Origin of the sequence: Nocardioides sp. Arc9.136, from assembly GCF_030506255.1 — a bacterium.
Classification (GTDB): domain Bacteria; phylum Actinomycetota; class Actinomycetes; order Propionibacteriales; family Nocardioidaceae; genus Nocardioides.
On sequence record NZ_CP113431.1, the window covers coordinates 2,833,291 to 2,858,142 of the forward strand.

The 24,852-nt window shown below is 73.4% G+C and carries 33 protein-coding genes; 18 read left to right on the plus strand and 15 right to left on the minus strand.

Annotated elements, in window-relative coordinates:
• Positions 1-37: 37 nt before the first annotated feature.
• On the minus strand, positions 38-1,501 hold the full coding sequence (locus OSR43_RS13680; RefSeq protein WP_302267144.1) for an RNB domain-containing ribonuclease: 1,464 nt from the start codon (positions 1,499-1,501) through the stop codon (positions 38-40).
• Positions 1,502-1,519: 18 nt separating this feature from the next.
• On the opposite strand from OSR43_RS13680, the gene yaaA reads away from it, so the two are divergent.
• Complete coding sequence (yaaA, locus tag OSR43_RS13685; RefSeq protein ID WP_302267145.1) at positions 1,520-2,299, plus strand: peroxide stress protein YaaA; 780 nt, start codon at positions 1,520-1,522, stop codon at positions 2,297-2,299.
• Between the two features lie 24 nt (positions 2,300-2,323).
• On the opposite strand, the gene OSR43_RS13690 is transcribed toward yaaA, so the two are convergent.
• The 3 genes from OSR43_RS13690 to OSR43_RS13700 form a co-directional block, all read right to left on the minus strand.
• A complete protein-coding gene (locus OSR43_RS13690; RefSeq protein WP_302267147.1) occupies positions 2,324-3,550 on the minus strand; it encodes a bifunctional RNase H/acid phosphatase in 1,227 nt (408 codons plus the stop codon).
• Entirely contained in the window at positions 3,547-4,155 is a 609-nt protein-coding gene (locus OSR43_RS13695) for a zinc ribbon domain-containing protein (protein WP_302267148.1), read from the minus strand. Before OSR43_RS13695 ends, OSR43_RS13690 begins: the two co-directional genes overlap by 4 nt.
• Positions 4,156-4,338: 183 nt before the next feature.
• Positions 4,339-5,457: a Nif3-like dinuclear metal center hexameric protein gene (locus OSR43_RS13700; RefSeq protein ID WP_302267149.1), complete on the minus strand. Its 1,119-nt coding sequence runs from the start codon at positions 5,455-5,457 to the stop codon at positions 4,339-4,341.
• A gap of 38 nt (positions 5,458-5,495) precedes the next feature.
• On the opposite strand from OSR43_RS13700, the gene OSR43_RS13705 reads away from it, so the two are divergent.
• Entirely contained in the window at positions 5,496-5,804 is a 309-nt protein-coding gene (locus OSR43_RS13705) for an antibiotic biosynthesis monooxygenase (protein WP_302267150.1), read from the plus strand.
• A gap of 31 nt (positions 5,805-5,835) precedes the next feature.
• On the opposite strand, the gene OSR43_RS13710 is transcribed toward OSR43_RS13705, so the two are convergent.
• Together OSR43_RS13710 and OSR43_RS13715 are read right to left on the minus strand one after the other, a co-directional pair.
• Positions 5,836-5,982, minus strand: coding sequence for a hypothetical protein (locus tag OSR43_RS13710; RefSeq protein WP_302267151.1), 147 nt, complete (start codon positions 5,980-5,982; stop codon positions 5,836-5,838).
• Positions 5,983-6,029: 47 nt separating this feature from the next.
• The gene (locus OSR43_RS13715) at positions 6,030-7,562 is read right to left on the minus strand and encodes an AMP-binding protein (RefSeq protein ID WP_302267152.1); all 1,533 of its coding nucleotides are present in this window, start codon (positions 7,560-7,562) and stop codon (positions 6,030-6,032) included.
• Positions 7,563-7,669: 107 nt separating this feature from the next.
• Between OSR43_RS13715 and OSR43_RS13720 the strand changes: the two genes are divergently transcribed.
• Together OSR43_RS13720 and OSR43_RS13725 are read left to right on the plus strand one after the other, a co-directional pair.
• Positions 7,670-8,785 carry a Vms1/Ankzf1 family peptidyl-tRNA hydrolase gene (locus tag OSR43_RS13720; RefSeq protein WP_302267153.1) on the plus strand — a complete coding sequence of 372 codons (1,116 nt, stop codon included), beginning with the start codon at positions 7,670-7,672 and terminating at the stop codon, positions 8,783-8,785.
• A complete protein-coding gene (locus OSR43_RS13725) occupies positions 8,782-9,687 on the plus strand; it encodes an SDR family oxidoreductase (RefSeq protein WP_302267155.1) in 906 nt (301 codons plus the stop codon). Before OSR43_RS13720 ends, OSR43_RS13725 begins: the two co-directional genes overlap by 4 nt.
• Positions 9,688-9,724: 37 nt before the next feature.
• Here OSR43_RS13725 and OSR43_RS13730 read toward each other — a convergent pair whose 3' ends face one another.
• The gene (locus OSR43_RS13730) at positions 9,725-10,072 is read right to left on the minus strand and encodes a hypothetical protein (protein WP_302267156.1); all 348 of its coding nucleotides are present in this window, start codon (positions 10,070-10,072) and stop codon (positions 9,725-9,727) included.
• Between the two features lie 125 nt (positions 10,073-10,197).
• Between OSR43_RS13730 and OSR43_RS13735 the strand changes: the two genes are divergently transcribed.
• Genes OSR43_RS13735 through OSR43_RS13750 form a run of 4 tightly spaced genes read left to right on the plus strand, consistent with a single transcriptional unit; the run spans position 10,198 to position 14,070 of the window.
• A complete protein-coding gene (locus OSR43_RS13735) occupies positions 10,198-10,590 on the plus strand; it encodes a hypothetical protein (RefSeq protein ID WP_302267157.1) in 393 nt (130 codons plus the stop codon).
• A 50-nt stretch (positions 10,591-10,640) separates the two neighbouring features.
• On the plus strand, positions 10,641-12,050 hold the full coding sequence (locus OSR43_RS13740) for a cell wall metabolism sensor histidine kinase WalK (RefSeq protein WP_302267158.1): 1,410 nt from the start codon (positions 10,641-10,643) through the stop codon (positions 12,048-12,050).
• Positions 12,035-12,712, plus strand: coding sequence for a response regulator transcription factor (locus OSR43_RS13745; RefSeq protein ID WP_302267159.1), 678 nt, complete (start codon positions 12,035-12,037; stop codon positions 12,710-12,712). Before OSR43_RS13740 ends, OSR43_RS13745 begins: the two co-directional genes overlap by 16 nt.
• A gap of 29 nt (positions 12,713-12,741) precedes the next feature.
• Positions 12,742-14,070 (plus strand): MFS transporter, encoded by a 1,329-nt coding sequence (locus OSR43_RS13750; RefSeq protein ID WP_302267160.1) that lies wholly within the window; start codon positions 12,742-12,744, stop codon positions 14,068-14,070.
• A gap of 168 nt (positions 14,071-14,238) precedes the next feature.
• Here OSR43_RS13750 and OSR43_RS13755 read toward each other — a convergent pair whose 3' ends face one another.
• The 7 genes from OSR43_RS13755 to OSR43_RS13785 all read right to left on the minus strand — a co-directional run bounded on the left by OSR43_RS13755 (position 14,239) and on the right by OSR43_RS13785 (position 18,201).
• Complete coding sequence (locus OSR43_RS13755) at positions 14,239-15,114, minus strand: serine/threonine-protein kinase (protein WP_302267161.1); 876 nt, start codon at positions 15,112-15,114, stop codon at positions 14,239-14,241.
• A gap of 3 nt (positions 15,115-15,117) precedes the next feature.
• Positions 15,118-15,513 (minus strand): hypothetical protein, encoded by a 396-nt coding sequence (locus OSR43_RS13760; protein ID WP_302267162.1) that lies wholly within the window; start codon positions 15,511-15,513, stop codon positions 15,118-15,120.
• A gap of 287 nt (positions 15,514-15,800) precedes the next feature.
• The gene (locus OSR43_RS13765; RefSeq protein WP_302267163.1) at positions 15,801-15,971 is read right to left on the minus strand and encodes a hypothetical protein; all 171 of its coding nucleotides are present in this window, start codon (positions 15,969-15,971) and stop codon (positions 15,801-15,803) included.
• 191 nt (positions 15,972-16,162) lie between these two features.
• Positions 16,163-16,429: a hypothetical protein gene (locus tag OSR43_RS13770; RefSeq protein WP_302267164.1), complete on the minus strand. Its 267-nt coding sequence runs from the start codon at positions 16,427-16,429 to the stop codon at positions 16,163-16,165.
• Positions 16,430-16,595: 166 nt separating this feature from the next.
• Positions 16,596-17,195, minus strand: a complete 600-nt coding sequence (locus tag OSR43_RS13775) for a hypothetical protein (protein WP_302267165.1) — start codon at positions 17,193-17,195, stop codon at positions 16,596-16,598.
• Positions 17,196-17,204: 9 nt separating this feature from the next.
• The gene (locus OSR43_RS13780; RefSeq protein WP_302267166.1) at positions 17,205-17,624 is read right to left on the minus strand and encodes a hypothetical protein; all 420 of its coding nucleotides are present in this window, start codon (positions 17,622-17,624) and stop codon (positions 17,205-17,207) included.
• Between the two features lie 49 nt (positions 17,625-17,673).
• On the minus strand, positions 17,674-18,201 hold the full coding sequence (locus OSR43_RS13785) for a hypothetical protein (protein WP_302267172.1): 528 nt from the start codon (positions 18,199-18,201) through the stop codon (positions 17,674-17,676).
• A gap of 248 nt (positions 18,202-18,449) precedes the next feature.
• Here OSR43_RS13785 and OSR43_RS13790 point away from each other — a divergent pair, with 248 nt between their 5' ends.
• The 10 genes from OSR43_RS13790 (at position 18,450) to OSR43_RS13835 (ending at position 24,083) form a co-directional block, all read left to right on the plus strand.
• Positions 18,450-18,761, plus strand: coding sequence for a helix-turn-helix transcriptional regulator (locus OSR43_RS13790; protein WP_302267173.1), 312 nt, complete (start codon positions 18,450-18,452; stop codon positions 18,759-18,761).
• On the plus strand, positions 18,758-19,003 hold the full coding sequence (locus OSR43_RS13795) for a hypothetical protein (RefSeq protein ID WP_302267174.1): 246 nt from the start codon (positions 18,758-18,760) through the stop codon (positions 19,001-19,003). Before OSR43_RS13790 ends, OSR43_RS13795 begins: the two co-directional genes overlap by 4 nt.
• Before the next feature lie 76 nt (positions 19,004-19,079).
• Positions 19,080-19,625 carry a hypothetical protein gene (locus OSR43_RS13800; RefSeq protein WP_302267175.1) on the plus strand — a complete coding sequence of 182 codons (546 nt, stop codon included), beginning with the start codon at positions 19,080-19,082 and terminating at the stop codon, positions 19,623-19,625.
• The gene (locus OSR43_RS13805) at positions 19,622-19,945 is read left to right on the plus strand and encodes a hypothetical protein (RefSeq protein WP_302267176.1); all 324 of its coding nucleotides are present in this window, start codon (positions 19,622-19,624) and stop codon (positions 19,943-19,945) included. The genes OSR43_RS13800 and OSR43_RS13805 overlap by 4 nt, the downstream gene beginning before the upstream one ends.
• Positions 19,942-20,280 (plus strand): hypothetical protein, encoded by a 339-nt coding sequence (locus OSR43_RS13810; protein ID WP_302267177.1) that lies wholly within the window; start codon positions 19,942-19,944, stop codon positions 20,278-20,280. Before OSR43_RS13805 ends, OSR43_RS13810 begins: the two co-directional genes overlap by 4 nt.
• Positions 20,277-20,642 (plus strand): hypothetical protein, encoded by a 366-nt coding sequence (locus OSR43_RS13815; RefSeq protein WP_302267178.1) that lies wholly within the window; start codon positions 20,277-20,279, stop codon positions 20,640-20,642. The genes OSR43_RS13810 and OSR43_RS13815 overlap by 4 nt, the downstream gene beginning before the upstream one ends.
• Entirely contained in the window at positions 20,639-21,667 is a 1,029-nt protein-coding gene (locus OSR43_RS13820; RefSeq protein ID WP_302267179.1) for a hypothetical protein, read from the plus strand. Before OSR43_RS13815 ends, OSR43_RS13820 begins: the two co-directional genes overlap by 4 nt.
• A complete protein-coding gene (locus OSR43_RS13825; protein ID WP_302267180.1) occupies positions 21,667-21,948 on the plus strand; it encodes a hypothetical protein in 282 nt (93 codons plus the stop codon). Before OSR43_RS13820 ends, OSR43_RS13825 begins: the two co-directional genes overlap by 1 nt.
• 3 nt (positions 21,949-21,951) lie before the next feature.
• Positions 21,952-23,178, plus strand: coding sequence for a hypothetical protein (locus OSR43_RS13830; RefSeq protein ID WP_302267181.1), 1,227 nt, complete (start codon positions 21,952-21,954; stop codon positions 23,176-23,178).
• Positions 23,175-24,083: a hypothetical protein gene (locus OSR43_RS13835; RefSeq protein WP_302267182.1), complete on the plus strand. Its 909-nt coding sequence runs from the start codon at positions 23,175-23,177 to the stop codon at positions 24,081-24,083. Before OSR43_RS13830 ends, OSR43_RS13835 begins: the two co-directional genes overlap by 4 nt.
• Positions 24,084-24,096: 13 nt before the next feature.
• Here the strand turns inward: OSR43_RS13835 and OSR43_RS13840 are convergent, their stop codons facing one another.
• Positions 24,097-24,774 carry a hypothetical protein gene (locus tag OSR43_RS13840; protein WP_302267183.1) on the minus strand — a complete coding sequence of 226 codons (678 nt, stop codon included), beginning with the start codon at positions 24,772-24,774 and terminating at the stop codon, positions 24,097-24,099.
• Positions 24,775-24,852: the final 78 nt, after the last annotated feature.

Consider the following 24,852-nt stretch of genomic DNA (forward strand, 5'->3'; position numbering starts at 1 on the left):
TGAGCCTGCCACAGGCCGGGGACCCCCGGAGAGTGGTTCAGCCCTCGACCAGCTCGAAGGCGACCTTCCGGGTCGCGACGTCGGCGGTCACCAGGCGCACGCGCACGTCGGTCCCGAGCGGCAGGTCGCCCGTCGCGGTCACCCGTGCCTCCACGGCGTGCTCGTCGACGGCGACGTCGCCCTTGCGCGGGTCGTCGTCCTCGACGTCGACGACCACGCCCGCGAAGACCTGGCCGACCAGCGGAGCCAGCACCCCGGCCTCGACCAGGTCGACCACCGCGCGCTGGTAGCGGTTGCCGCGCTGGCCGGAGGCCTGCAGCGTCGCGGGCAGGTCGGGGAGCCGCTCGCGCACCCACCCGGGCACCTCGGTGCCGGCGCAGAGCGCCAGGCAGACCTCGCCGGCGTACCGGTCCCCCAGGCGACGCAGCGGGGCGGTCACGTGGGCGTACTCCGAGGCCAGCGCCGCGTGCAGCGGCTGCTCGGGCACCTCGCCGTCGAGCGCGACGTAGCCGCTCCCGCGCAGCAGCCGGGTGCAGGCCACCACCATCGCGGCGTGGTGCGGGAGCTCGGGGTCCAGGGACCGGATGAAGTCGGGGTAGAGCTGCTCGGCGGGCCACTCGATCCCGAGCGCCCGGGCCGTGCGGTGCAGCCGCTGGACGTCGCGCGGGTCCGGCGGCGGGAGGGTGCGGAGCAGGCCGACCCGGGCGTAGACCATCAGCGACGCCGCGGCGAAGCCGGTCAGCAGGGAGATCTGCGCGTTCCACTCCTCCACCGGCAGCAGCCGCCGCAGCTCGAGGTGCCAACGGTCGCCGTCGATGACGATGTCCTGCTCCGGCAGCGGCAGCGAGACCCCGCCGCGGGCGGCCTCGCGCGCCAGCCGCAGCCGGCCGACCTCGCCGAGCAGCACCAGCACCTCCTCGGCGGTGCCGGCGTCGAGGGCGGCCTGCGCCTCGTCGTAGGACAGCCGGCGGCGCGAGCGCACCAGCGCGCGCTCGACGTGCACGGCCGTGCCCTCCCCCTCGGCGTCGACCCGGATCGTCCACAGCAGCGCCGGGCGGACCCGGTCGGGCAGCAGGGAGCCGGCGTCCTCGGAGATCACCTTCGGGTGCAGCGGGATCTTGGAGTCCGCCCCGTAGAGCGTCTCGCCGCGGCGGTGCGACTCGAGGTCGACCGGGTCGCCGGGGCTGACGAAGGCGTGCAGGTCCGCGATCGCGTAGTGCACGACGTACCCGCCCTCGGCGCCGTCGGCGCGCTCGATGTGCAGCGCCTGGTCGAGGTCCATCGAGCCCTCGGGGTCGATGGTGAGGAAGGGCAAGTCGGTGCGGTCGAGGTCCGGCAGCCGGGGCGCGGCGGCGGCACGGGCGGCGGCCTCCTCGACCTCGGGCGGGAAGTCGGGGGTGACCCCCAGCTCCTCGCGCACCTCCTCGATCCCTGCTCGCAGCCGCGCGGCGGCCACCCCGTCCTGCCTCGTGCGGACCCGGACCACGCGGTTGCTCGGCATGCCTCGTACCTTAGGCCGGTGCTGATCCTGCTCCCGCCGAGCGAGGGCAAGACCGCCCCCCGCCGAGGCGCGCCGCTCGACCTGGCCGCCCTCTCCTCCCCGGTGCTGACCGAGGCCCGCGAGCGCGTGCTCGCGGCCCTGGTCGGGCTCTGCTCCGGCAACGCCGCGGAGGCCGCGACCGTGCTCGACCTCGGCCCCTCCCAGATCGACCTGGTCGAGCGCAACGCCATGCTCCGCGACGCGGCGACCGCGCGCGCCGACCGGGTCTACGCCGGTGTCGTGTACGACGCCCTCGGGGCCACGACGCTCAGCCCGGCGGCCAAGCGGCGGGCGGCCTCTCGCGTCGCGGTGGTCTCGAGCCTCTTCGGGCTGGTGCGCCTCGGCGACCGGATCCCGGCGTACCGCCTCTCCGGCGACGCGTCCCTCCCCGGCGTCGGACCGGTCGCCGGCGTGTGGCGCGAGGCCCTCGGCCCCGCGGTCACCGACGCGCTCGGGCGCGGGCTGCTGGTGGACCTGCGCAGCACGATGTACGTCGCCTTCTGGCGCCCCGACCCCAGCCTCGCGGCGCGCACCGCCACCGTGCGGGTGCTGCACGAGGTCGGCGGCACCCGCAAGGTGGTGAGCCACTTCAACAAGGCCACCAAGGGCCGCATCGTCCGCGCCCTCTTGGAGGACGGCCGCGACCCGCGGACGCCGGCCGCCCTGGCGGAGGTGCTCACCGACCTCGGGTGGACCGTCGAGGTGGGCGAGCCGACCGCCAGGGGCACGCAGCTCGACGTGGTCGTCCGCGAGCTGTAGCCCGCGGCCGGCCGCCGCCGGGACCTACCAGCGGCCGAGGTCGGCGAAGACGTCGTCGCCCGGGGGCAGCGCGTTGAACAGCCGCATCGACGCGCGCCGCTCCCCGTCCTCCTCGGCCGGGAAGAACGACAGCACGGTCACCGAGGCCGGCGTCAGCTCCATCCGGAAGACCGCGTCCAGCGGCGCGTCGACCGCGTGCGCGACGAGCGTCTTGATCGGGGTCACGTGGCTGACGACCACGACGGTGCGGCCGGCGTGGTCGGCCAGCACCCGCCCCAGCCCGGCGAGCACCCGCTCCTCGACCGCGCGGAAGGACTCCCCGCCACCGGCCGGCACGTCCAGCGAGCCGAGCCAGGCGTCGAGCCCGGCCTTGTCCTGCTCGGCGACCTCGCCGAAGGTGAGCCCGTCCCAGCTGCCGAACTCCATCTCGGCGAAGCCCGGCTCCTCCACCAGCGGACGGCCCAGGACCTCCGCGACGATCTCGGCGGACTCCCGGGTGCGGCGTACCGGACTCGCGACGACGGCGTCGACCCGCTCGGCCATCGGCTGCAGCCAGCGGGCGGTCGCGCGGACCTGCGCCCGCCCCTCGTCGCTGAGCCCGGGGTTGGCGCTGGCGAGCCCGCCGGAGAACCGCTTCTCCTTGGTGTGCGCGGTGACGCCGTGCCGGACGAGCACCAGGGTCGTGGGGGCTCCGGTGCGGGCGGACCAGCCCCGGGCCTGGGACTGGATCGAGGCGGGCGGGTCGCCGGCGGCCGCGGCGTCGGGGCTCTCGATCTCCTCGATCAGGGAGTCCTCGTCAGGCACGTCCCCGCCCTGCGGCCCGGCGACCGTCACGCCGGAGCGCTTGCCGTCGAGCGCCTCGTTGGCGAGCCGGTCGGCGTGCGCGTTCTGCGCGCGCGGCACCCAGGTGTACGTCGTGCCCGGCGGCGCCAGCCGCGTCGCCTCGCGGGCCAGCGGCTGCATGTCGGGGTGCTTGATCCGCCACCGGCCCGACATCTGCTCGACGACGAGCTTGGAGTCCATCCGGACCTCCACCTCGGCGCCCGGGGCGTGGGCGGCGGCCAGCTCGAGGCCGGCGATCAGGCCGGAGTACTCCGCGACGTTGTTGGTCGCGCGCCCGATCGTCGTCCCGTCCTCGGCGATGACCTCGCCGGTCGTGGCGTCCTTGAGCACCGCGCCGTACGCCGCGGGGCCGGGGTTGCCCCGCGAGCCGCCGTCGGCCTCGATGACGACCGAGCGGAAGCGGCTCACAGCCCCGACTCGGAGGTGCGCACGAGGATCCGCGAGCACTCCTCGCAGCGCACGACCTGGTCCGCGGGCGTGCGGGCGATCACGGAGAGCTCGGCGTTGTCGAGGGTCAGCCGGCACCCGCCGCACTGGCGCGCGCGGAGCTCGGCCGCCCCGACGCCGCCCTTGGCGGCGCGCAGCTTGTCGTAGAGCGCCAGCAGGTCCGCGGGGAGGCCCTCGGCCTTGGCGCCGCGACCGCCCTCGACGGTGGCGAGCTCGGCGTCGATCTCGGCGAACCGCTGGTCGCGCTCGGCGACCAGCGCGGCGAGGCGCTCGTCGTGGGCGGCGAGCTGCTCCTCGAGGTGGGCCAGCGCGCGCTGGGCCTCCTCGAGCTTCTCCATCACCTCGAGCTCGTCGTCCTCGAGGGACCCGATCCGCCGCTCGAGCGACTCCAGCTCGCGCTGCATCCGCTCGAGGTCCTTGGGGTTGGTGATCAGCCCCTGGTCCATCCGGTCGCGGTCGCGGGTACGGCGCGTGCGGACGGCCTCGACGTCGGCGTCGACCTTCGCCTGGTCCGCGGTCAGGTCGTCGACGACGATGCGCGCGTCGCGGGCCTGGTCGTCGACCACCTTCCGGCTGGCCTCGAGCTCGGCGATCTCGGCGAGCTGGGGCAGGTGCGTCCGCTGGTGGCGCAGCTGGTCGACGCGGGCGTCGATTTCCTGGACCTCGAGCAGCGCGAGCTGGGCGGCGGGGTCGGCTTTCAGCGGAGTACTCCCTCGTGCGTGTTCAGATGGATGGGTGCTGCGGTCCGGTCAGGCGCGGAACGTCCACGGGTCGGTGGACGTGGTGCTGACGCGGGTGCTCACCGTACCGCCCAGCGCCTCGGTCAGCCGCCTCTCGAGCACCGGCAGCCAGGTCCACTCCGCCGCCCAGTGGGCCACGTCGACGAGCGCGGGCCCGCCGTGCTCCAGGAACTCCCCCGCCGGGTGGTGACGCAGGTCGCTGGTGACGTAGACGTCGACGTCGCTGCCCCGCACCCGGTCGAGCAGGAAGTCGCCCGCGCCGCCGCACAGCGCCACGCGACGCACCTCCCGGTCGGGGTCCCCACCCACGCGCACGCCGTGGGCGGTCGCGGGCAGCGCGTCGCGCACCCGCTCGGCGAACCCGCGCAGGGTGGTCGGCTCGACGTCGCCGACGCGACCGGTCCCGGTCGTCGCGGTCCCGGGATCGGCGAGCTCCACGACGTCGTACGCCGGCTCCTCGTAGGGGTGCGCCTCGACCAGCGCCCGGACGACCGCCGTACGTCGCGCGCGCGGCAGGACGACCTGGATGCCGACCTCGTCGACGACCTCGGGCCGGCCGACCTCGCCGATCGTCGGGTCGGCGCCGGGCAGCGGACGGAACCGGCCCTCCCCCGGGCTGGTGAACGAGGCCTGGTCGTAGTCGCCGATCCGCCCGGCGCCCGCCTCGGCCAGCGCGGTGCGGACCGCCTCGGCGGTGTCGGCCGGGGTGAAGACCGTGAGCTTGTCCAGCGGCTCGGCGGGCGCGGGCACCAGCGGCCGCAGGTCGGTCAGCCCGAGCGCCAGCGCCATCGACTCCGAGACCCCGCCCACGGCCTGGTCGGCGTTGGTGTGCGCCGCGAGCAGCGCGCAGCCGGCCCGGGCGAGCGTGGTCAGGGTGCGTCCCTTGGGGGTCGCGGTGGTGAACCCGTGCACCGGCTTGAGGAACAGCGGGTGGTGGACGACCAGCAGGTCCGCGCCCCACTCCGCCGCCTCGCGGGCGACCACCTCGGTGGGGTCGACGGCGAGCATCACCTTCGCCACCGGCGCGTCGAGGTCGCCGTGGACCAGCCCGACGGCGTCCCAGCCCTCGGCCGTGGCCGGCGGGTACCAGGCGTGCAGGAGGTCGACGAGGTCCGACAGCGTGGGCACGCGGCCAGGCTATCGCCGAGCCTGCCTAGGCTCGGGGCATGCCCGTCGTGAAGATCAACGCCATCGCCGTCCCCCCGCAGGCCGGGCCCGAACTCGAGAAGCGGTTCGCCGCCCGGGCCGGCACCGTCGAGGGCACCCCCGGCTTCCTCGGCTTCCAGCTGCTGCGCCCCGTCGCCGGCGAGGACCGCTACTTCGTGGTGACCCAGTGGGAGGACGACGCCTCCTTCGAGGCCTGGCGCGACGGTGACGCCCGCGCCGCCCACGCCGGCGCCCCCGCAGGTGGTCCGGTCTCCACCGGCGCCTCGCTCCTGGAGTTCGAGGTCGTCCTCGACGTCGGCCGCGGCTGACCGGTACCGGCCACCGGCTGCCGGCTACCGGCTACTGGGCGTCGTCCTCCGGCACGGTGTCCCCGCCGGGCCCGTCTCCGACGATGTCCTGCTCCTCGGCGACCGACTCGTCCGCCGGCTCGTCGGCCACCTCCGAGAGGTCGAGGGCGGGAGGGACCTCGTCGCTGTGCTCGCTCATGACCCGTCGGTGCCCCGCGCGGCCCCCGGCGAACCGCCGCAGCCGGCTCAGCCGACCTGCCGGCCCTGCCCCTCCCAGTACTGCGCGCGCAGCTTGAACTTCTGCAGCTTCCCCGTCGCGGTGCGGGCCAGCTCCTCGCGGAACTCCACCGACGTCGGCGCCTTGTAGCCGGCGGCCTTGTCCTTGCACCACGCGATCAGCTCCTCCTCGGTGGCGGAGGAGCCCTCGGCGAGGACGACCAGGGCCTTGATCGTCTCCCCCCACTTCTCGCTCGGGACGCCGATCACGGCGACCTCGGCGACCGCGGGGTGGGAGAACAGGACGTCCTCGACCTCGATGGAGGAGACGTTCTCCCCGCCGGTGATGATCACGTCCTTCTTCCGGTCCGAGATCGTCAGGTAGCCGTCCTCGCCGATCGTGCCGCCGTCGCCGGTGTGGAACCACCCGTCCGCGAGCGCGGTGGCGCTCTCCTCCGGCTGCTCCCAGTAGCCGTCCATCACGACGTTCGACCGGGCGAGCACCTCGCCCTCGGGACCTGTCGAGAGCCGTACGCCGAGGGCGGGCGCGCCGGCGCGGACCAGCCTGGCCGCGCGGTCGTCGGTGGACAGCCCGTCCCACTCGCTCCGCGTCCGGTTGACCGTCAGCAGCGGCGAGGTCTCGGTGAGGCCGTAGATCTGGATGAACTCCCAGCCGAGCTCCTCCTCGACCCGTGCGACGGTCCGGGTCGGCGGCGGGGCGCCGGCCACGACGATCCGGACCCGGTCGCGGCCGGGGACGTCGCCCTCCCAGGTGGGCAGGGCGTCCAGGACCGCCGCGACGACGGCGGGCGCGGCGCACATGATCGTCACCCCGTGGTCGCGCACCCGCCGGAGGATCTCGGCGCCGTCGATCTTGCGGATGACCACCTGCTTCACGCCGAGGCCGGTGGTCGCGAACGGCATCCCCCAGCCGTTGGCGTGGAACTGGGGAAGCGTGTGGAGGTAGACGTCGCGGTCGGTCAGCCCGGTGTGCAGGCCCATGGTCAGTGCGTTGACCCAGATGTTGCGGTGGGTGATCTGCACGCCCTTGGGCCGGGCGGTCGTGCCGGAGGTGTAGTTGATGCAGGCGGTGGCGTTCTCGTCCGGGTCCCACGGCCGGGGCGTGGCACCGGGTGCGGCGTACAGGTCCTCGTCGTGCCCGAGGGTGAACCGGTGCTCGGCGCCCACGCCGCCGAGCGCGTCCTCGAGCTCGGGGTCGACGTAGAGGGCGCGCGCGCCGGAGTGCTCGACGATGTAGCGCACCTCGTCGGGGCGCAGCCGGAAGTTCACCGGCACGAGCACCCGTCCGGAGCCGGCGACGCCGAAGAAGGAGCCGAGCAGCCGGGCGCTGTTGTGGCTGACCACCGCCACCCGCTCCCCGACACCGATGCCGAGCTCGTCGAGGTGGGCGGCCTGCCGGGCGGCGAGGTCGCCGAGCTCGCGGTAGGTCACCTCCCCCAGCGACGGCGCCGGCTGCTGCGGCTCGTCGACGACGCCGGTGCGGTCGGGGTAGACCGTCACGGCCCGGTCGATGAAGTCGGAGACGCTGAAGGGGACGAGCACGGGACCTCCTGGGCGGCGGGTACGGCGTGACGCCGGCCACTCTAGGCAGGCCTCCGGGGTCGCGCCCAGGGCGGTATTCCGAACCGGTCTCGGGGAACCGACGCCCCATGGACACCACCGACTTCAGCAAGCTCAAGCAGGCGGCCGGTCCCTTCGCCACCGCCTTCGTCGACGTCAGCCGCGGCACCGAGAACGGTGAGCACGAGCACGAGCTCCGGGTGCGCGCGGCGGGCGACCAGCTGCGCGAGCAGGGCGCCGACGACGCGGTCGTCGAGACCGTCGTCCGCGTCCTCTCCGAGCCCGGCGACCGGCCCGCGCCGGTCGGGCGGCTGGTGGTCGCGAACGCCGACGGCGTGGTGCTCGAGGAGGTCGCCTCGGTCCAGGTCGACCAGCCGGTCGCGACGTGGGGACCGCTCCCCGACCTCGCCGCCTGGATCGAGCACCGCGACAGCACCGTCTCGTTCGTGCTGGCGGTCGTGGACCACACCGGCGGCGACGTCGCGGTGCACGTCTCGGACGTGCCGACCGCACTGGAGGAGCAGAGCATCGAGGTCGACGACCAGCGCGCCGACGACATCAACAAGGTCTCCGTGGGCGGCTGGGCGCAGAAGCACTACGAGCTGCGGGCCGAGAACGCCTGGCGCGACAGCGCCGAGGAGGTCGTCGAGGCGGTCACCTCCCACATCCGCGCCGGCCACCGGCTCGTGCTGCTCGCCGGCGACCCGACGTCGAAGGGGATGGTCCGCGACAAGCTCGCCGGGACCGCGGCCGAGGTGGTCGAGCTCGGCACCGGCCAGCGCGCCGAGGACGGCGGCGACGAGGCGCTGCAGCAGGCCATCCGCGACGCGCTCATGGAGCAGGTCGTCCAGCGCCGCCTGGGCGTCGTCCACGAGCTCCGCGAGCGCCTCGGCCGCGGCGAGTCGGTGGCGACCGGGATCGACGACGTCGCCGACGCCTTCGTCCGCGGGCAGGTCGACACCCTCCTGCTCGACCCGACCGCGGCCGCCGAGCACGAGCTCGACCCCTCCCGGCACGAGGGCCTCAGCCTCGGCGACGGCGTGCCCCAGCAGCCGCTGCGCGCCGACCAGGCCCTCGTCGCCGCCGCCGTCCTCACCGACGCCGCGGTCGCGGTCAGCCCGCACCAGGCGATGGCCGGTGAGCCGGTCGCCGCGCTCCTGCGCTGGGACCAGCCCAGCGTCGGGACCCAGGAGGCCGGGTCGTGAGCAGCGAGGACCTCGGCGCCGAGCACGGCGCTCACACCCAGCCCGACACCGAGGGCGAGCAGCTGCCGCCGCCCGGGTCGGAGGACTCGGTCACCCGGCAGATGGGCCAGGAGCCCGACCACGGCGAGGAGAGCTACCGCGGGAGCGGCCGGCTCCAGGACAAGGTCGCGGTCATCACCGGCGGCGACTCCGGCATCGGCCGCGCGGTGGCCATCGCCTACGCCCGCGAGGGCGCCGACGTCGTGCTGGCCTACCTCGAGGAGGAGGACGAGGACGGCCGGGAGACGGCCCGTCTCGTGGAGGAGGCGGGGCGGCGCGCGATCACCGTCCCGGGTGACCTCACCTCCGAGGACGCGTGCCGGGAGCTGATCGACACCACCGTGCGCGAGCTCGGCCGGGTCGACGTGCTGGTCAACAACGCGGCGTACCAGATGTCCCAGCCGGGCGGGATCGCCGACATCACCACCGAGCAGCTCGACCGGGTGATGAAGACGAACCTCTACGCGATGTTCTGGCTGTGCAAGATGGCGCTGCCGCACATGCGCGAGGGGTCCTCCATCATCAACACCTCCTCGGTGCAGGCCTCCTCGCCGTCCGTGCCGCTGCTCGACTACGCGACCACGAAGGCCGGCATCGCCAACTTCACGCGCGGCCTGGCCGCGCAGCTCGGCGAGCAGGGCATCCGGGTCAACTCCGTGGCGCCCGGTCCGATCTGGACGCCGTTGATCCCGGCCACCATGCCGGAGGAGAAGGTCGAGACGTTCGGCCAGCAGACGCCGCTCGGGCGGGCGGGCCAGCCGGCGGAGCTCGCGCCGGCGTACGTCTTCCTGGCGTCCGCGGACGCCAGCTACATCACCGGCGAGGTCATCGCCGTGACCGGTGGGCAGCCCGTCACCGTGTGACGGACGCCCACCGGCCGGGTCGTGGGACGGGCCCCGCTCAGCGCGGCTGGGCGGGGTTCGTCGGCACTCCCTGCGACGGCGGGTTCATCGCCGGGCCCTCCTTGAGGCTCGCGGAGTCCTGCGAGCCCGACTGCGGCGCCTGACCGGCCTCCGGGGTGGCCGCGAGCGGCGAGCCGCCGGACGTCGGGGCGCCGTCGCGGACCGCGGCGAGCCGGTTCACCAGCAGCTGCACCACCTGCACGCGGTTCGCGTGCGCCTGCTCGTAGGCCAGCACCGCCTCGAGCGCGGCGCCGTCGAGCGAGCGGATCCGGCCCTCGAGCGAGCCGACCGGGAGGTGGTCGTAGTCGGGAAGGGGAAGCTGGTCGTGGTGCGGCACGTCAACCACGGGGACTCCTTCGTTCCGGGGACAGGTCCCCGTCGGGGTACCCGACGGCACCGGGGGCATCCCGATGAGAGTCCTCTCATGGGCCTCTCATCCACCACCCACCGTGCGGCAGGATCGTGGGCACCATGAGCCCGGTGTGGAAGTACCTCCTCGGCCTCGCCGTCGCGCTCCCCGTCGGGGGGTACGTCGCCGGGTCGCTCGTCGCCTCCAGCGCCGACGACCCCGCCCCGCGCGAGGTGATCGTCATCGAGGACGCGCCCTCGTCGCCGCCCTCCCCCGGCACCACGCTCAGCACCCGCCCGTCCCGGTCGGCGTCGCCGAGCCCCGACGACGACGGCACCGGCGACCGCAGCGGGTCCGGGGCCGGGTCAGGGGACGGCTCGGACGGCGGCGTGCCGGTCGTCAGCCCCCGGCCCGACGACCTCGAGGACGAGCCCGACGAGCAGGAGCCCGACGAGGACGAGCCCGACGAGGACGAGCGGGACGAGGACGAGCGCGGCGGCGGGGACGACGACTGAACGGCGTACCGCCTCCGCCCGGACCCCGTGCCCCGCGCACGGGGTTCTCCGTGCGTGCCCGGATCACCGCCACCGTGGCCGTGCTGGTGCTGGTGGCGCTCAGCGCCGCCGGGGCGATCGTGTACGTCGTGGAGTCCCAGCGGGTGCAGGCGCAGACCGTGGACGAGGTGGAGCAGGAGCTCGACGAGTTCGCCAAGCTGCGCGGGGACGGCATCGACCCCACGACCGGGCAGCCCTTCGCGACCATCCGGGCGCTGCTCGACCTGTTCCTCTCGCGCAACGTCCCGGACGACGACGAGGTGCTCATCGGCTGGGTCGGGGACGGACCGGTGGTGCGGTTCCCCGGCGACGACCCGCTCTACCGGGACCCGGACTTCCTCGCCGCGGTGCGCCCCCTGGTCACCGCCGGCGGCTCGACCCGCGTCGACACCGCCCAGGGCCGCGTGCTGGTCGCCGCGCAACCGGTCCGCCAGGACGACCGGCGGGGCGCGCTGCTCGTGGTCGTCTACCTCGACGAGGACCGCGCCGAGCTGCTCGACACGATGCGGACCTACGTCGTGGTCGCAGGCCTGCTGACGTTCCTCGTCGTGGCGGCGGCCGCGTGGCAGTCCGGGCGCCTGCTGGCGCCGCTGCGCGTCCTGCGGGAGACCGCGGACGAGCTCCGCGAGACCGACCTGTCACGCCGGATCCCCGAGTCGGGCAACGACGACATCACCGCGCTCACGCGCACGCTCAACGGCATGCTCGACCGGCTGGAGACGGCCTTCGCCGACCAGCGCCGGTTCCTCGACGACGCCGGTCACGAGCTGCGCACGCCGCTCACCGTGCTGCGCGGCCACCTCGAGCTGCTCGACGTCCACGACCCGGTCGACGTCGCCGAGACCCGCGCGCTGCTCCTCGACGAGATCGACCGGATGGCCCGCCTGGTCGGCGACCTGATCCTGCTGGCCAAGTCCGACCGTCCCGACTTCGTCATGCCCACCGAGGTCCCGCTCGGCGAGCTCACCGAGGACGTGCTCGCCAAGGTGCGCGGTCTCGGCGACCGCGACTGGCGGCTCGACGGCACGGCCGACGTCGTCGCGCGCGTCGACGGCCAACGGCTCACCCAGGCCCTCCTCCAGCTCGCCGACAACGCCGTCAAGCACACCGGACCCGGGGACGTCGTCGGCATCGGCTCGTCGTACGACGCCGGGCGGGTGCTGCTGTGGGTGCGGGACACGGGCCCCGGCGTCCCGGAGGCGGACCGCCGGACGGTCTTCGAGCGGTTCGGCCGCAGCCGGGTGCCTGCGGGCGACGAGGGGTTCGGCCTCGGGCTCTCCATCGTCCGGGCGATCGTCGCCGCCCACGGCGGGACCGTCACCGTGGAGGACGCCAGCCCGACGCCCCCGCACGGCGCCCGCTTCCTGGTCTCGCTCCCCCGGTCCGTCGTCGTCGAGGAGGTCCCGTGGCCCGCATCCTGATCGTGGAGGACGAGGCCCGCATCGCGTCGTTCCTCGCCAAGGGCCTGCGGGCCGACGGCCACCAGGCCACCGTCGTCGACGACGGGCGCGCCGGGCTCGACGAGGCGCTGTCGGGCGCCCACGACCTGATGGTGCTCGACCTCGGCCTGCCCGGGATGGACGGCCAGGAGGTCCTCGAGCTGCTGCGCGCCCAGGGCTCCCGGATGCCGGTCGTCGTGCTCACCGCGCGGGACTCGGTGACCGACACCGTCACCGCGCTCGAGGGCGGTGCGGACGACTACATGCCCAAGCCGTTCCGCTTCGCCGAGCTGCAGGCCCGGATCCGGCTGCGGCTGCGCCAGGCCCAGGAGCAGGCCGGCCCGGGCGCGGCGGCGCGGGACTCGGTCGAGGCCGGTGGCGTGCGCCTCGACCTGCGCACCCGTCGCGCGACGGTCGCCGGCGCGGAGCTCGACCTCTCGGCCCGCGAGTTCGCGCTGGCCGAGATCTTCATGCTCAATGCGGGCCAGGTGCTCTCCCGCGAGCAGCTGCTCGACCACGTGTGGGGCTTCGACTTCGACCCCGGCTCCAACGTCGTCGACGTGTACGTCGGCTACCTGCGCCGCAAGCTCGGCGCCGCGACGATCGTCACGGTCCGCGGCATGGGGTACCGCTTCGAGCGCTGACCCGGTGCCCCTCCGGGTACGGTCCGCCCGTGCCCACCCGCAGCGAGCGGCTCGACGCCCTCCCCTTCACCCGCGAGCACGGTCGTCTCGTCGTCGGCTCCGGCGTCGGCTGGGCGCTCGACGCCATGGACGTCGGCCTGATCAGCTTCGTGATGGCGGCGCTGGCCGTGCAGTGGGACCTCGGTCCCACGACCCTGTCGTGGATCGCCAGCATCGGCTTCGTCGGCATGGCCGTCGGCGCCACGCTCGGTGGCCTCCTGGCGGACCGGTTCGGCCGGCGCCAGGTCTTCGCGATGACGCTGCTGGTCTACGGGCTCGCGACCGGCGCCGCCGCGCTGTCCTGGTCGGTCGGTGCGCTGCTCGTCTTCCGCTTCCTCATCGGCCTCGGCCTCGGCGCGGAGCTCCCCGTCGCCAGCACGCTGGTGAGCGAGTACGCCCCCGCCCGCATCCGGGGCCGCGTCGTCGTCGCGCTCGAGTCCTTCTGGGCGGTGGGCTGGGTCGTCGCGGCCCTGATCGGCTACTACGTCGTGCCGCAGTCCGACGACGGCTGGCGGTGGGCGCTGGCGATCGGCGCCCTGCCCACGGCGTACGCCGTCGTGGTGCGGCGCGGCCTGCCGGAGTCGGTGCGCTTCCTCGAGCGTCGCGGACGGCACGAGGAGGCGGAGGCGGCCGTCCGCCGGTTCGAGGCGGCGGCGGGCGTCCCGGCCCCACCGCCGACCGCCGTCGAGCCGGCGACCACCGCCGCTCCCCCGGCGACGCCCGGACCGCTCGCGGTCTGGGAGCGCCCCCACGCCGGCCGCACGGCCGCGCTGTGGGCCGTCTGGTTCGGGGTGAACTTCTCCTACTACGGCGCCTTCATCTGGATCCCGTCCCTGCTGGTCGCCGACGGGATGGACCTGGTGCGGTCCTTCGGGTTCACCCTCGTCATCACCCTGGCGCAGCTGCCGGGGTACGCCGCCGCCGCGGTGCTGGTGGAGCTCTGGGGCCGCCGGGCCACCCTCTCGACGTTCCTCGTGGGCTCGGCCGTCTCGGCGGTGCTGTTCGGGCGCGCCGACAGCGAGGCCGCGATCATCGCGGCCGGCATGGCGCTGTCGTTCTTCAACCTCGGCGCCTGGGGCGCGTTGTACGCCGTGACCCCCGAGGTCTACCCCACCGGCCTCCGCGCGACCGGCGCCGGCGCGGCTGCCGGCTTCGGACGGATCGCCTCGGTGCTCGCCCCGCTGTCGGTGCCGTGGCTGCTCGACGCCGGCACCGGCACCACCGGCCTGTTCGTCGTGTTCGCGGCGTTCTTCGCCGTCGCCGCCGCCGCCACCTGGGGACTGCCCGAGCGCGCCGGCGACGCGCTCAGCGACGCCTGAGCGCGACTGTCCCGGCTGTCGGTCCATCAAGGGATGCAGGGAAGCGCGCCGCCCGGCGGTTCGCCTGCATCCCTTGGTGGACCGCCACTTCCCCAGATGCGCTCACCCGGGGAGGCGACGGGTCGTCTGCATCCCTGGATGAACCGGCGGCCGTCGAGCAAAACGCCCTCAGCGCGTCCGGAACCCCGCCAGCCGCGCACGGGGCAGGCGGTCCAGCACCGGCTCGAGCGCCTCGGCGACCTCGTGCGGCAGCGGTCGGTGGGCCGGGTCGCGCTCGAGCATCGCGGCCACCACCTTGACCACCTCGTGCGGGGTCCGGTCCGGCAGCGGCCGAGGGTCGGCCCACACCTGGGGGTAGCGGTCCCGGACGTCCCGGGCGTCGAGGTCGCCGTGGTCGAAGGGGCGGTGGCCGGCGACCGCCTCGAACAGGGTGGCGCCCAGGCCCCAGACGTCGCTGGCGTGCCCGGGGGTCCCGGTGCGCGGCGGCTCGGCCTGCTCCGGTGAGAGGTAGGCGTCGGTGCCGATCGGCGAGGTGAGCGCCGCGGCGTCCCCGACCCGCCGGGCGACCGACAGGTCGATCAGCCGTGCGGGAGCGCCCATGATCACGTTGCTCGGCTTGATGTCCAGGTGGGTCCACCCGAGGTGGCGCAGGTAGTGGAGCGCCGAGGCCACCTCGATGGCCAGCGGCAGGTACTGCTGCTCCTGGAGCGGCCCGTAGCGCCGCACCAGCGTCGACAGCCGCGGGCCGTCCACCTGCTCCAGAACGACGTGCGGCCGCTCCCCGTCGAACCGGTGGCGCAGGCCGCGCACGACCACCGGGTGGTTGACGGTCGCCAACGCCTCGACCTCGCGGCGCAGGCCGCGCAGCGCCGAGGCGTCGGCGACCAGCCCGGGACGCACGACCTTGACGACCACCGGCGCGTAGGTGATCTCGTCGAAGGCGAGGAACGCCTCGTACGACGAGCCGCCGCCGAGCAGCTTCACGGCGGTCAGCTCGGGGGTGATCGCGTCCCCCTCGGTCAGGTGCCAGCTGTCCCGGGCCATCGGTCAGCGACCCCGCGTGTCGTTGCGCGAGGCGTCGTTCGTCTTGTTCTTGCTCCAGTCGCGGGTCCGGTCGCCGCCGTCCCGCGTCCAGTCCCGGGTCAGGTCGCTGCGGCTCTTGTCCCGGTCGCGGCTGACGTTCGTGAACCGGCTGTTGGTGCCGTCACGGGTCGACTTGCTCACCCCGGTGCCGGTGTTCGTCCGCGTGTCGTCGTTGGTGTCGTCGTCATCGTCGTCGTCGACGGTCATCACGACGTCGGGGTTGTCGTCCTTGCGCTGGAACGCGGTCCCCCGGTCGTCGCGCTCGTCGTCGGCGAACGCCACGGGCGCTCCCCAGGTGATCAGCCCGGCGCTCACGCCGCCCGCGACCGCCAGGACCCCGGTCCTCACCAGCTTGCTCATGTCTCGTCCTCTCGTCGGTGTCGTGCTGACGAGAAGGACTCTGCGGCCCGCGAGTGAGGTCACCGTGAGCCGCGGATGAGAGCGCCCTCATGGAGTGCCTTGACCGGACGGGGGGGCGCGACCGGGCCCCGGGGGCGCCAGCAGCGGTAGGCACCCCCGGGTCCCGCGAGGAGCGGCGCCATGGGGTAACGCCGAACACCTCCGACGCTACGACCGTCCGGCCCCCGGCTCATCCCCGGAATCGGGGAGGTGGCGGGCCACCACGCAGGGCGTCCGGCGCCGGTCGGTCACGACGCGCGGGCGGCGTCCTCGTCGGCCAGCCAGGTCACGAGCAGCTCGGGCTCCCACGCGAGCGCCTGGTCGACGTGCTCGGCGCACGCCAGCAGGTCGACGGGGTCCATGGGCACCAGCGCGACGGGAGCCAGCGGGCAGTCCTCGCCGTACTCGCACTCGGGCATGACCCCAGCGTAGGCCGCCGCCGGTCACCCGTCACCGGCCGCCTGGGACGCCGTGCAAGCCGTGGAAGCCGGGCGCGGCCCTGGACGCAGGTGGCTCCAGGACCGCGCAGGCGCCCCGCCGGTGACTCCCCCCACGGGCCCCCGGCCGGGGCACCAGGAGGACGTTCGGAGCGGGTCGCCGTCCGGATGGGTCACGTGCGGGCGCCGGGCGGGAAGCGCGGCTCCATCGGCAGCAGGCACGCCTCCCGCACCCACTTCGTCACCACCGACCAGGGCAGCTCGCCGCCCCCGACCGCGAACGTCGTCAGGCCCTCCCACCGGGGCTCCCGGTGGCCGGCGACCTGCCGCCACTCCAGCAGGATCCCTGGCGCGACCGGGCCGCGGAACGCCGTCGACTCGTTGACCCACACCGGCACCGGGCGGCTCGTGTCCATCCGGTCCCGGTCGCTCGCGCCCATGCCGCCGGACGCTAGGCGGGCGCACCGACGGTGCCGCGCGCGCGGATGGTGGGCGCAGAGGGGATCGAACCCCCGACCACCTCGTTGTAAGGAATGGCCTGTTATGCGCTGTGCTGACCTGCGGTTACGCGGTGACTTCGCGAACACTGTGCATCGAACTAGGTGGTCACCGCCGAGTCGGGAACCGCCAGTCGGCTACGTGGTCGCCGGCCGGCACGTACTGAAGGAGTACCGGCTTCACCTTCGTCGGGGTCTGCAGCGCGAGCCAGCCCTTCACACAGTCCCCCGGACCCAGCTCTCGGAGATCGGGGTAGCGCGGCAGCGGGAAGTCGCTCATCGACAGGCCGACGCTCGGCCAGGTGTTGTTGCGCGCATCTGCGACGACGAAGTCGTCGGCATAGGCCGACTGGACGCCGAAGTCGTCAAGCACGGCCCCCTTGTCCACGCAGGTCCGCAGCCGGACACCGATGAACCGCGCGCCCGGTTCGGGCTGACTGCCGTACTCCGGCGGGTAGGGGTCGCGGATCTCGAGGACGGTGGTCGACATGACGCTCCCCCGCCGGGTCTCTCCCACCTCCAGCGCGTACTCGCCGGTGTCGGGCGCGAACGGCTCACGTGTCGGGCTTGCCGCCTGCGACTCGGGCGCCGGCGGCTCGCTGGACGCCGGTGACGTCGCCGTTCCCGACGACTCCGTGTAGGAATCGCTGCCTCCGCAGGCCGTCAGCGCGACGGCGGCCAGCATCGTCGACGCGAGGAGCTTCTTCATCTGCATCCCTCAGTGGTGGTGGCGGTGCTCGAGCTGCCGCTCGAGGTGGGCGCGTTCGTCTTCGGTCAGGTCGGCGAGCCGCGCCTGGAGTGTGGGCACATCGACGCGGAGCTCCTCGGCGGCGTCCTCGATGTACTCCGCCCAGCGCAGCGCACGCTCGAGCTCGTCGAGGGTGATGAGCCGGCGCGCGGACTCCCGGCGTACGGCGGCCTCTTCGCGTGGCTTCATCCATCTCGGGACGTCGCCGCGCTCGTCGTGCACGAGCTCGTGGGCGATGACGCAGCGACGTTCCTCGAACGGCATCGAGTAGCGGAGGGTGATCGTGCGGGTGGTGAAGTCGATGCATCCACGCTTTCCGCGGTGGATCCACTCCAGCTTCACCTCGGGGCGGTTCGAGAGCTCCCGCCAGGGGTTCCACGGCTGCTGCATGCGGCGACCGTAGGTAAAGCCGCCGACACCGGTCCGGGAGCCGGCGGGCTCAGGGGTGGTTGAGCGGGTCGTCATCGTCGCCCGGGTCGTCGTCCTCGTCGTACGCCGCCTGGCCCTCGGGGAGCGCCTGCTCGATCACTCGGAGGCGCCGAGCTTCCTGCGCCTCGCTGCGCGAGATCGCGCGCGGACGGGTGGCCTTGGGCTCGTCCTCGGCGCTGGTCTCGCCGGCCTGGAGGATCGCGTCTATGACGGAGAGCACGACTTGGCGCTGTTGGTCGTCGAGTCGGTCGGCGCGGGTGGGGAGGGTGAAGCGGCCGAGCCGCGGGCGGATCTTGGCGGCGGTGTAGACGTCCTCGATGGGGACGTCGAGCATGGTGGCGAGCGCGCTCGCGGTCGCGTCGGAGATGCGGGAGTGCCCGTTGCGGATGCGGCGGAAGACCTCGTAGGTCGGCGGCGGGCCGAGCTGCTCCTCGCCCGTCTCGACGCGCTCGGCGTTGCGGTCGTTCGTCGAGTCGAGCAGGCGTTGGTACGCCTCGCGGAGGCTGATGTTCTCGCCACGTCCACGGCGCTTCCCCATCTCTCGGAGTCTGCGCTCCATGAGGTCCTGGAGCGTCTCGTTCACGTCGCTCAAGGTGGGGCCTTCCCGTTTGGCTTGTACAACGCGGTGCCGTGAACGACAGCGCTGTAAGCACAAGTCACAAGTAGCAATGGACGTCGCGGGTCGGGCGTGACCTGCGAAGACATTCCAGCGGATCGCTTGTACAACTCACAACTGGTTGCTACCGTCTCGCGTTGTAGTTGTAATCGAGATGCAGGAGGCGCACCATGAGCACACGAATCCGACGCCGGCCTCGGCCGCCGATCCCTGAGGTGTGGATGTACGTCATCGACCCGAACAAGCTGAAGCGCCGGCGGCGCGAGAAGGGCCTCACGCAGGGCCAGCTCGCGGTCTTCGGTCGGTGCACCCAGCAGTACGTGTCGCTGCTGGAGTCCGGTCGCGACCGGGACTGCAGCGAGGACATCGCGCTGCGGATCGCGAAGGCGCTCGACGTGACCCTGGAGGACTACTTCGAGGCCCGCGAGGTCGTTCGCACGTCCGCTGTTGCTACTGCCTCCCGAGGCGGTAGTGCAGCGTGAGCGACCGCAAGCAGATCGCGAAGATCGCCGCTCGCACCCGGTGGGCGAACACCGAGGACCGGTCGGCTGCGACCCAGGCCGCGCGGGACGCGATGGCCCGGAAGTTCGAGGACCAGGTCGACCCCGAGCGGAAGCTCCCGGCCGACGAGCGCGCGATCCGCGCCGAGTCCGCGCGCCGCGCGCACTACCAGCGCCTGGCGCTCAAGTCGGCGCAGTCGCGCCGCGCCAAGCGCATCGCCTGAACAAGCCCAGAACAGCCGCAGGGTCCGGCATCTCGCCTGGCAGCGACCGGACCCCACGAACGAGAGGAAGCGTCTCATGACCGAGACGAACCAGACCACCAACACCCACCACCGCAAGCGCGCCGCCATGGTCGCCGGGCTCCGCGCCTTGGCCGACGACATCGAGCGGTCCACCGCCCTGCTTCCCACCCACGTGCCGGTCGCGCAGTGGCTCATCTTCGGCGACCAGAACCAGAAGGAGACCGCGGCTCAGGTCGTCCGGTCCCTCGGCGGCCACTGGGACAAGGGCCGACGTCACGGCGGCGGCGACCTGTTCGACTTCACCAAGGAGTACGGCGGTGGAGTCCGCGCCGAGGTTGTCGTCGACCGCGACGAGGTCTGCGAGCGCGTGGTTGTCCGCACCGAGACCGTCACCATCCCCGCCACCGACCTGCAGGTCATCGAGCCCCAGCCCGAGCGCACCGAGACCCGCGAGGTTGTCGAGTGGCGCTGCGCCCCGCTACTGACCGACACCGCACCGTCCGACGAGGACGAGGACCCCACGCCCATCGAGCAGTGGGAAGTCACCACCCCCGCGGCCGTCTACGCCACCGGCGACGAGCTCGAGGAGCCGACCCGATGAGCACCGTCCGGGACCAGCTCATCGAGCGGCAGTCCACCGACGTCCTCGTCGCGCTCGTCCAGCACATCCGCGACCAGGGCCTCGGCACCCCGCTCGCCATCACCCCGCCGTCGTCGGCCCTCCCCTACTTCTCCCTCGCGATCGCGCACTACTCGCTCGACGCCTGGCTCGCCTCCCCCCTCGTCGAGGTCCTCGACACCGAGACCGCCCCCTCGGGGAACCGCCGCCACGAGCACATCACCGTGACCATCCGGTTCGCCGGCCTCATCCCCATCCGACTCGTCACCACCCGCACCACCCTGCAGGCGGTGCCGGCATGAGCGCCTACGACTGGTCCTGCGTCGCGCTCATCGCCGGCGCGATCGTCGCGATGTCGATCTACGTCTACGTCGTCGACCCGGCCCGCCAGGAGCGGAAGCACCGCGAGCAGGCCGAGGACCAGGTCGCGCTCGCCCGCGCGACCGGCGTCCTCTCCCCCGACCACACCGAGTGCCACGGCGGCTGCGGTCTCGTCCTCTGCCTCGACGACGTCACCTGCCCCGGCCACGCCGTCACCGAGTGCACCCACCACGGGCTGCTCTGCGGCGACTGCCGTCTCGCCGACTGCACCGACTGCCGACTCGACGCCGCTCACGACGCGGGGGTGCTGGGATGACCACCGACACCCGCTGGGCTGTGCCCGCCGACGCGTTCCTCACCGGCGGCCCCGTCGTCGCCGACGACCACGACGCGCTCGTCGACCTCGTCGACGCCGGCCTCTTCTACTGCGGTCGCTCGTTCCGCCACGCCCGCCACGAGGTCACCAAGGACGGCCGCGACCTGTGGTGCTCGGGGCGCCGGTTCGGCGACGCCCGGCCGACGCCGAAGCACCGTGCGACCGCGCGGGTCGTGCACCGGTCGTACCCGCTCGACTTCCAGCCCCGGCACTGCGCCGGCACCAGCTGCCTCGGTCACGCCCACCCTGGCGAGCCGCAGCTGCCGGTGTGGGGCCCGGCCGGGCAGGACGTGATCCCGTGAGCGCCCCGGACGAGCACGAGATGACCGGCCCGCTGCGGATCCACGGCGACGACGTCCCCGTCGTCACCGGCCGACCGATGGACCACAAGGCCCAGCCGAAGAAGAAGGACAAGGGCCCCATCCCCGCACGGCAGGGGAACGGCTACTACGCCGACCACGCCACCGGCGACCGCCTCCGCTCCGTCACCACCATCCTCTCCGGCGGCGTTCCCAAGCCCGCGCTCGTCCACTGGGCCGGGAACACCTGCACCGACGCCGCCATCGAGGCGCTCCCCCTCCTGGTCGCCGCGTCGCGCCGGCCCGAGCAGCTCGCCGAGCTGCGGAACTGGATCACCCGGGCGCACACCCGGAAGAAGGACGAGCGCGCCGAGGTCGGGTCCGCGGTCCACGCGATCATCGAGTCCCGCCTCCTCGGCACCCCCCTGCCCGCGTCGGTCACGGTGGCCGGCCAGGAGTGGGCGTTCGACGGGCCGGAGCTCGCGCCGTTCATCGAGCAGTTCGCCCGCATGGAGGCCGAGTGGCGTCCGCGGTGGACGGCCTCGGAGATGGTGGTGGCGAACGCCGAACACGGCTGGGCCGGGACGTTGGACTACACGATCGCCGCGGATGGGCTGATCGGCGACATGCTCCGCGCCCGCGGGTACGTCGTCGACCCGGCCGGCGACCTGATGGGCGACACGAAGACCGGCGGCGAGTGGGACCGGATCACGTCCGGTGGTCACGTGCACGGGGTCTACCCGGAAGCCGGGCTGCAGATGTCGGCGTACCGGAAGGCGAAGGTCGCGTGGCTGCGTGACGGGTCGCGGGTGCCGATGCCGGCGACCGCTGAGGTGGGCGTGATCCTGCACCTCCGGCCGGAGGGCTACCGGCTCTACCCGGTGCGGTGCGGGGAGCTGGAGTACTCCTACTTCCGGCACGCGCAGATGGTCGACGAGTGGTCCTCGCGGATCGCGTCGGCTCGGGCTGATGCCCCGGTGATCGGTGGGGCGCTGGTGCCGCCGGCTGCCCGTGGGGCGGTGGCCTGATGAAGACCCAGGCCGACCTTCTCGCCGCGCTCGGCGGCGCCGTCGACCGAGCGCGCGACGCCGCCCGCCAGGCCGACACCGACGAGGTTCTCGTGTGCTTCGTCGGCACTTGCGACAAGCCAGCTCAGCCCGAGCACACCCCGTGCTGCTCATCCACGTTCCACGGCAAGGCCTTCTGCTGCGAGCACTACTGCCGCGCTCACTTCGTCGAGGCCCACCCGTGCTCTCCCGACTCCCACGCAGCGGCGAAGGCCGCCCAAGTCCCGACCACGAAGGACTGACCCATGCCCATCCTCGACATCCAGAAGCGAGCCCGCGAGCTCGGCCGCATCCGCATCGGCCAGGTCGTGCCCACCAGCAACGGCAAGACCCGCCCCGAGAAGCTCGACCGCTTCCGCCTCACCTCCCACTCCCGCCCCCTCCTCGAGAAGGTCGCCGAGCTCTACGGCGGCGAAGTCGCCGAGTGGCAGCCCCAGGGCGGCGGCACCAAGGCCTGGGAGGTCATCACCGACTCCAAGCGCCTCCCCATCATGGTCCCCCCGCAGCCCGTCACCCAGTGGTACGAGTACTGGACCGGCGGCGGCTGCAAGCACCGCTGCGACGGCCACACCAACGTCCTCACCGACGAGCTCTGCGACCCCGAGGACTTCGGCCACCAGGAGGCCATCAAGCGGCCCACCACCCGCCTCAACGTCGTCCTCCGCGACGTCGAGGGCATCGGCGTGTGGCGCCTGGAGACCCACGGCTTCAACGCCGCCGTCGAGCTCCCCGACGCCGCCGAGTTCCTCGCGGCCGCCGGCGGCTACGTCAACGGCTGGGTCTCCCTCGAGCCCCGCACCAGCAAGGCCGAGGTCCCCGACCGGCAGAACGGCGGGACGAAGATCCAGACCCGCCACTTCCACGTGCCGATCATCGAGATCGACGTGACCCCGTCCGAGCTGATGGCCGGGCGTGGCCGCGTCGCGACCCCGGCGCTCGCGGGCCCGGTGCCCGGCCCGGCCGCGCTGCCGGCAGGTGGGCCGGCCGCGGTCGTCAACCCGTACGTCGAGTACCACCGCCAGGTCGAGGCGGCCGTGTCCCTCGACGCACTGTCTTCGATCTGGGAGGCCGCGCGGGCGCAGAACCTGGTCGGCCCGACGGCGAGCGCGACGCCCGAGGCGGCCGCGTTCCTCGACGCGTTCAAGGCCCGGGCGCAGGCGGTGAAGCCGCCCGCGGCCGAGCCGGCCCCGGCCGCCGCTGCCGAGCCGCAGCCCGACAAGGAGGGCGCCTACGAGGCCGAGGTCGTCGAGGAGGACACCCCGTTCCCCGACCCGGGCGCCGACGTCCAGGCCGGCGCGGACGCCGACGCGATCTGGTACCAGGCCGTCAAGGCCGGCGGTGAACGCGGCATGGGTCTCTCGGCCGTGGTCGACGACTTCAAGGCCCGGATGGGCGGGCTGCTCCCCGACGACGCCTCGGCCGAGGAGCTGCAGCACTACCTGGGCCTGCTCACCGCGGGGGTCGCCGCGTGAGCGCCCTGAAGTGGCACGAGGGGAACCTCACCGCCTTCGACACCGAGACTACCGGCCTCGACTTCGACAACGACCGATTCGTCACCGCCTCCATCGTCCACCGCATCCCCGGCCAACGACCCCGCACCATCTCCTGGCTCCTCGACCCCGGCATGGACATCCCCGCCGAGGCAGCCGCCGTGCACGGCTGGACCAACGACCGCCTCCACGCCCGCCTGGCCGGCGCCGAGGCCATGCGCATCACCGCCGCCGGCGACCAGCCCATGGCCCGCGACGGCGCCCTCTTCGAGATGGCCGCCCAGTGCGCCACCGCCATGCACATCGAGACCCCGCTGGTCGTGCACAACGCCGCGTTCGACCTCTCGATGCTCGAGGCCGAGCTCGTCCGCGCCGGCATCGACCCGCTCTCCTCCCGGCCGTCCGGGATCCGCGGCGTCGTCGACCCCTTGGTCATCGAGAAGCAGTACGACCCCTACCGCAAGCAGTGCTACAAGAAGGCCCCCGACGGCACGGCGTGCGACCAGGAGAACCGGGTCCACGTCTGCGGGGGCTGCCGCGGCGGGAGGACGAAGTGCGGCGGTTGCGGGTCGACCGACCGGACCCTGACGTCGCTGTGCGCGCACTACCGGATCGTCCACACTGGCGCCCACGACGCGACGGCGGACGCGCTGGCGTGCATCCGGCTGCTGGGCCGGCTCGCGGCGGACTGGCCGGAGATCGCCCGGTGGAAGCTGCCGACGCTGCACCGCTACCAGGCGGACTGGCGGCGCGAGCAGCAGGCCGGGCTGGCGTCGTTCTTCCGGAAGGTCGGGAAGTCCGAGGAGGCCGCGTCGGTCGAGGCCAGCCAAGGGTGGCCGGTGCAGACGTCGGTCGCACAGCAGCTGGGTTCAGCGGGTGCAGCGTGACGACGGCCCATGTTCAGTTCGCTGGGCCGTCTTCGAAGTCAAGCGGGGGGAGCGTGTCGTACACGCCGGGCTCGGTACGGAGGAAGGCCAAAGACCGCGCGTTCACGTGGGTGGCCACCCGACGGATGGTTGCCTTCGGGAGCTCGAAGTCCTCGCCTTCCGGTTTGGGCTTGATCGAAGCCATCAAGTACTCGCTCGCCGTCAGAAGATCGCCCGACAGACGCTTGGATTGCCGAGCCGCCTTGGCTTCCACCACGGTTATCTCGCTGTACAGGTCGGCGAGCATCTCGCCCCACTCGGCGTTCGTTCGACTCGCGTGGCTGCGGAGCCGCACGTGTGATGTGAGCGCGTGCAAGCGGGCCACTGCCTCCCGCAACTCCGTACTCGCAATCAATGCGCGCTCGTGCGCGCGGGCTTCACTCGACAGCTCCCGTTCATGCGCCAGCGCTGCACGAGAGATCTGCATCTCGTGCTCAAACTGGGTGGCTTGCTGCTGCCGAGCGTGCTTAAGCGTTCTTGCGAACTGCCAGCGCTGCACCAGCAGAGTGGCAACTACTGCAAGGCCGCCAATGACGCCCCCAGCAAATCCATCGAGCCCGTACTGCAACCACCAGTCGCCCGTGAAGAAGCCGGGCGTCGACTGGCGTGCCGGTTCTAGGGGCTGGGTTGAGACCACCATCCGCAACGTCACGGCCGGGACCGTACGCGGTCGCTCCGACAACGTCGCGCAATCCGCCCACGCCGTCGGCGGCGGCCGGCCGTGACATCC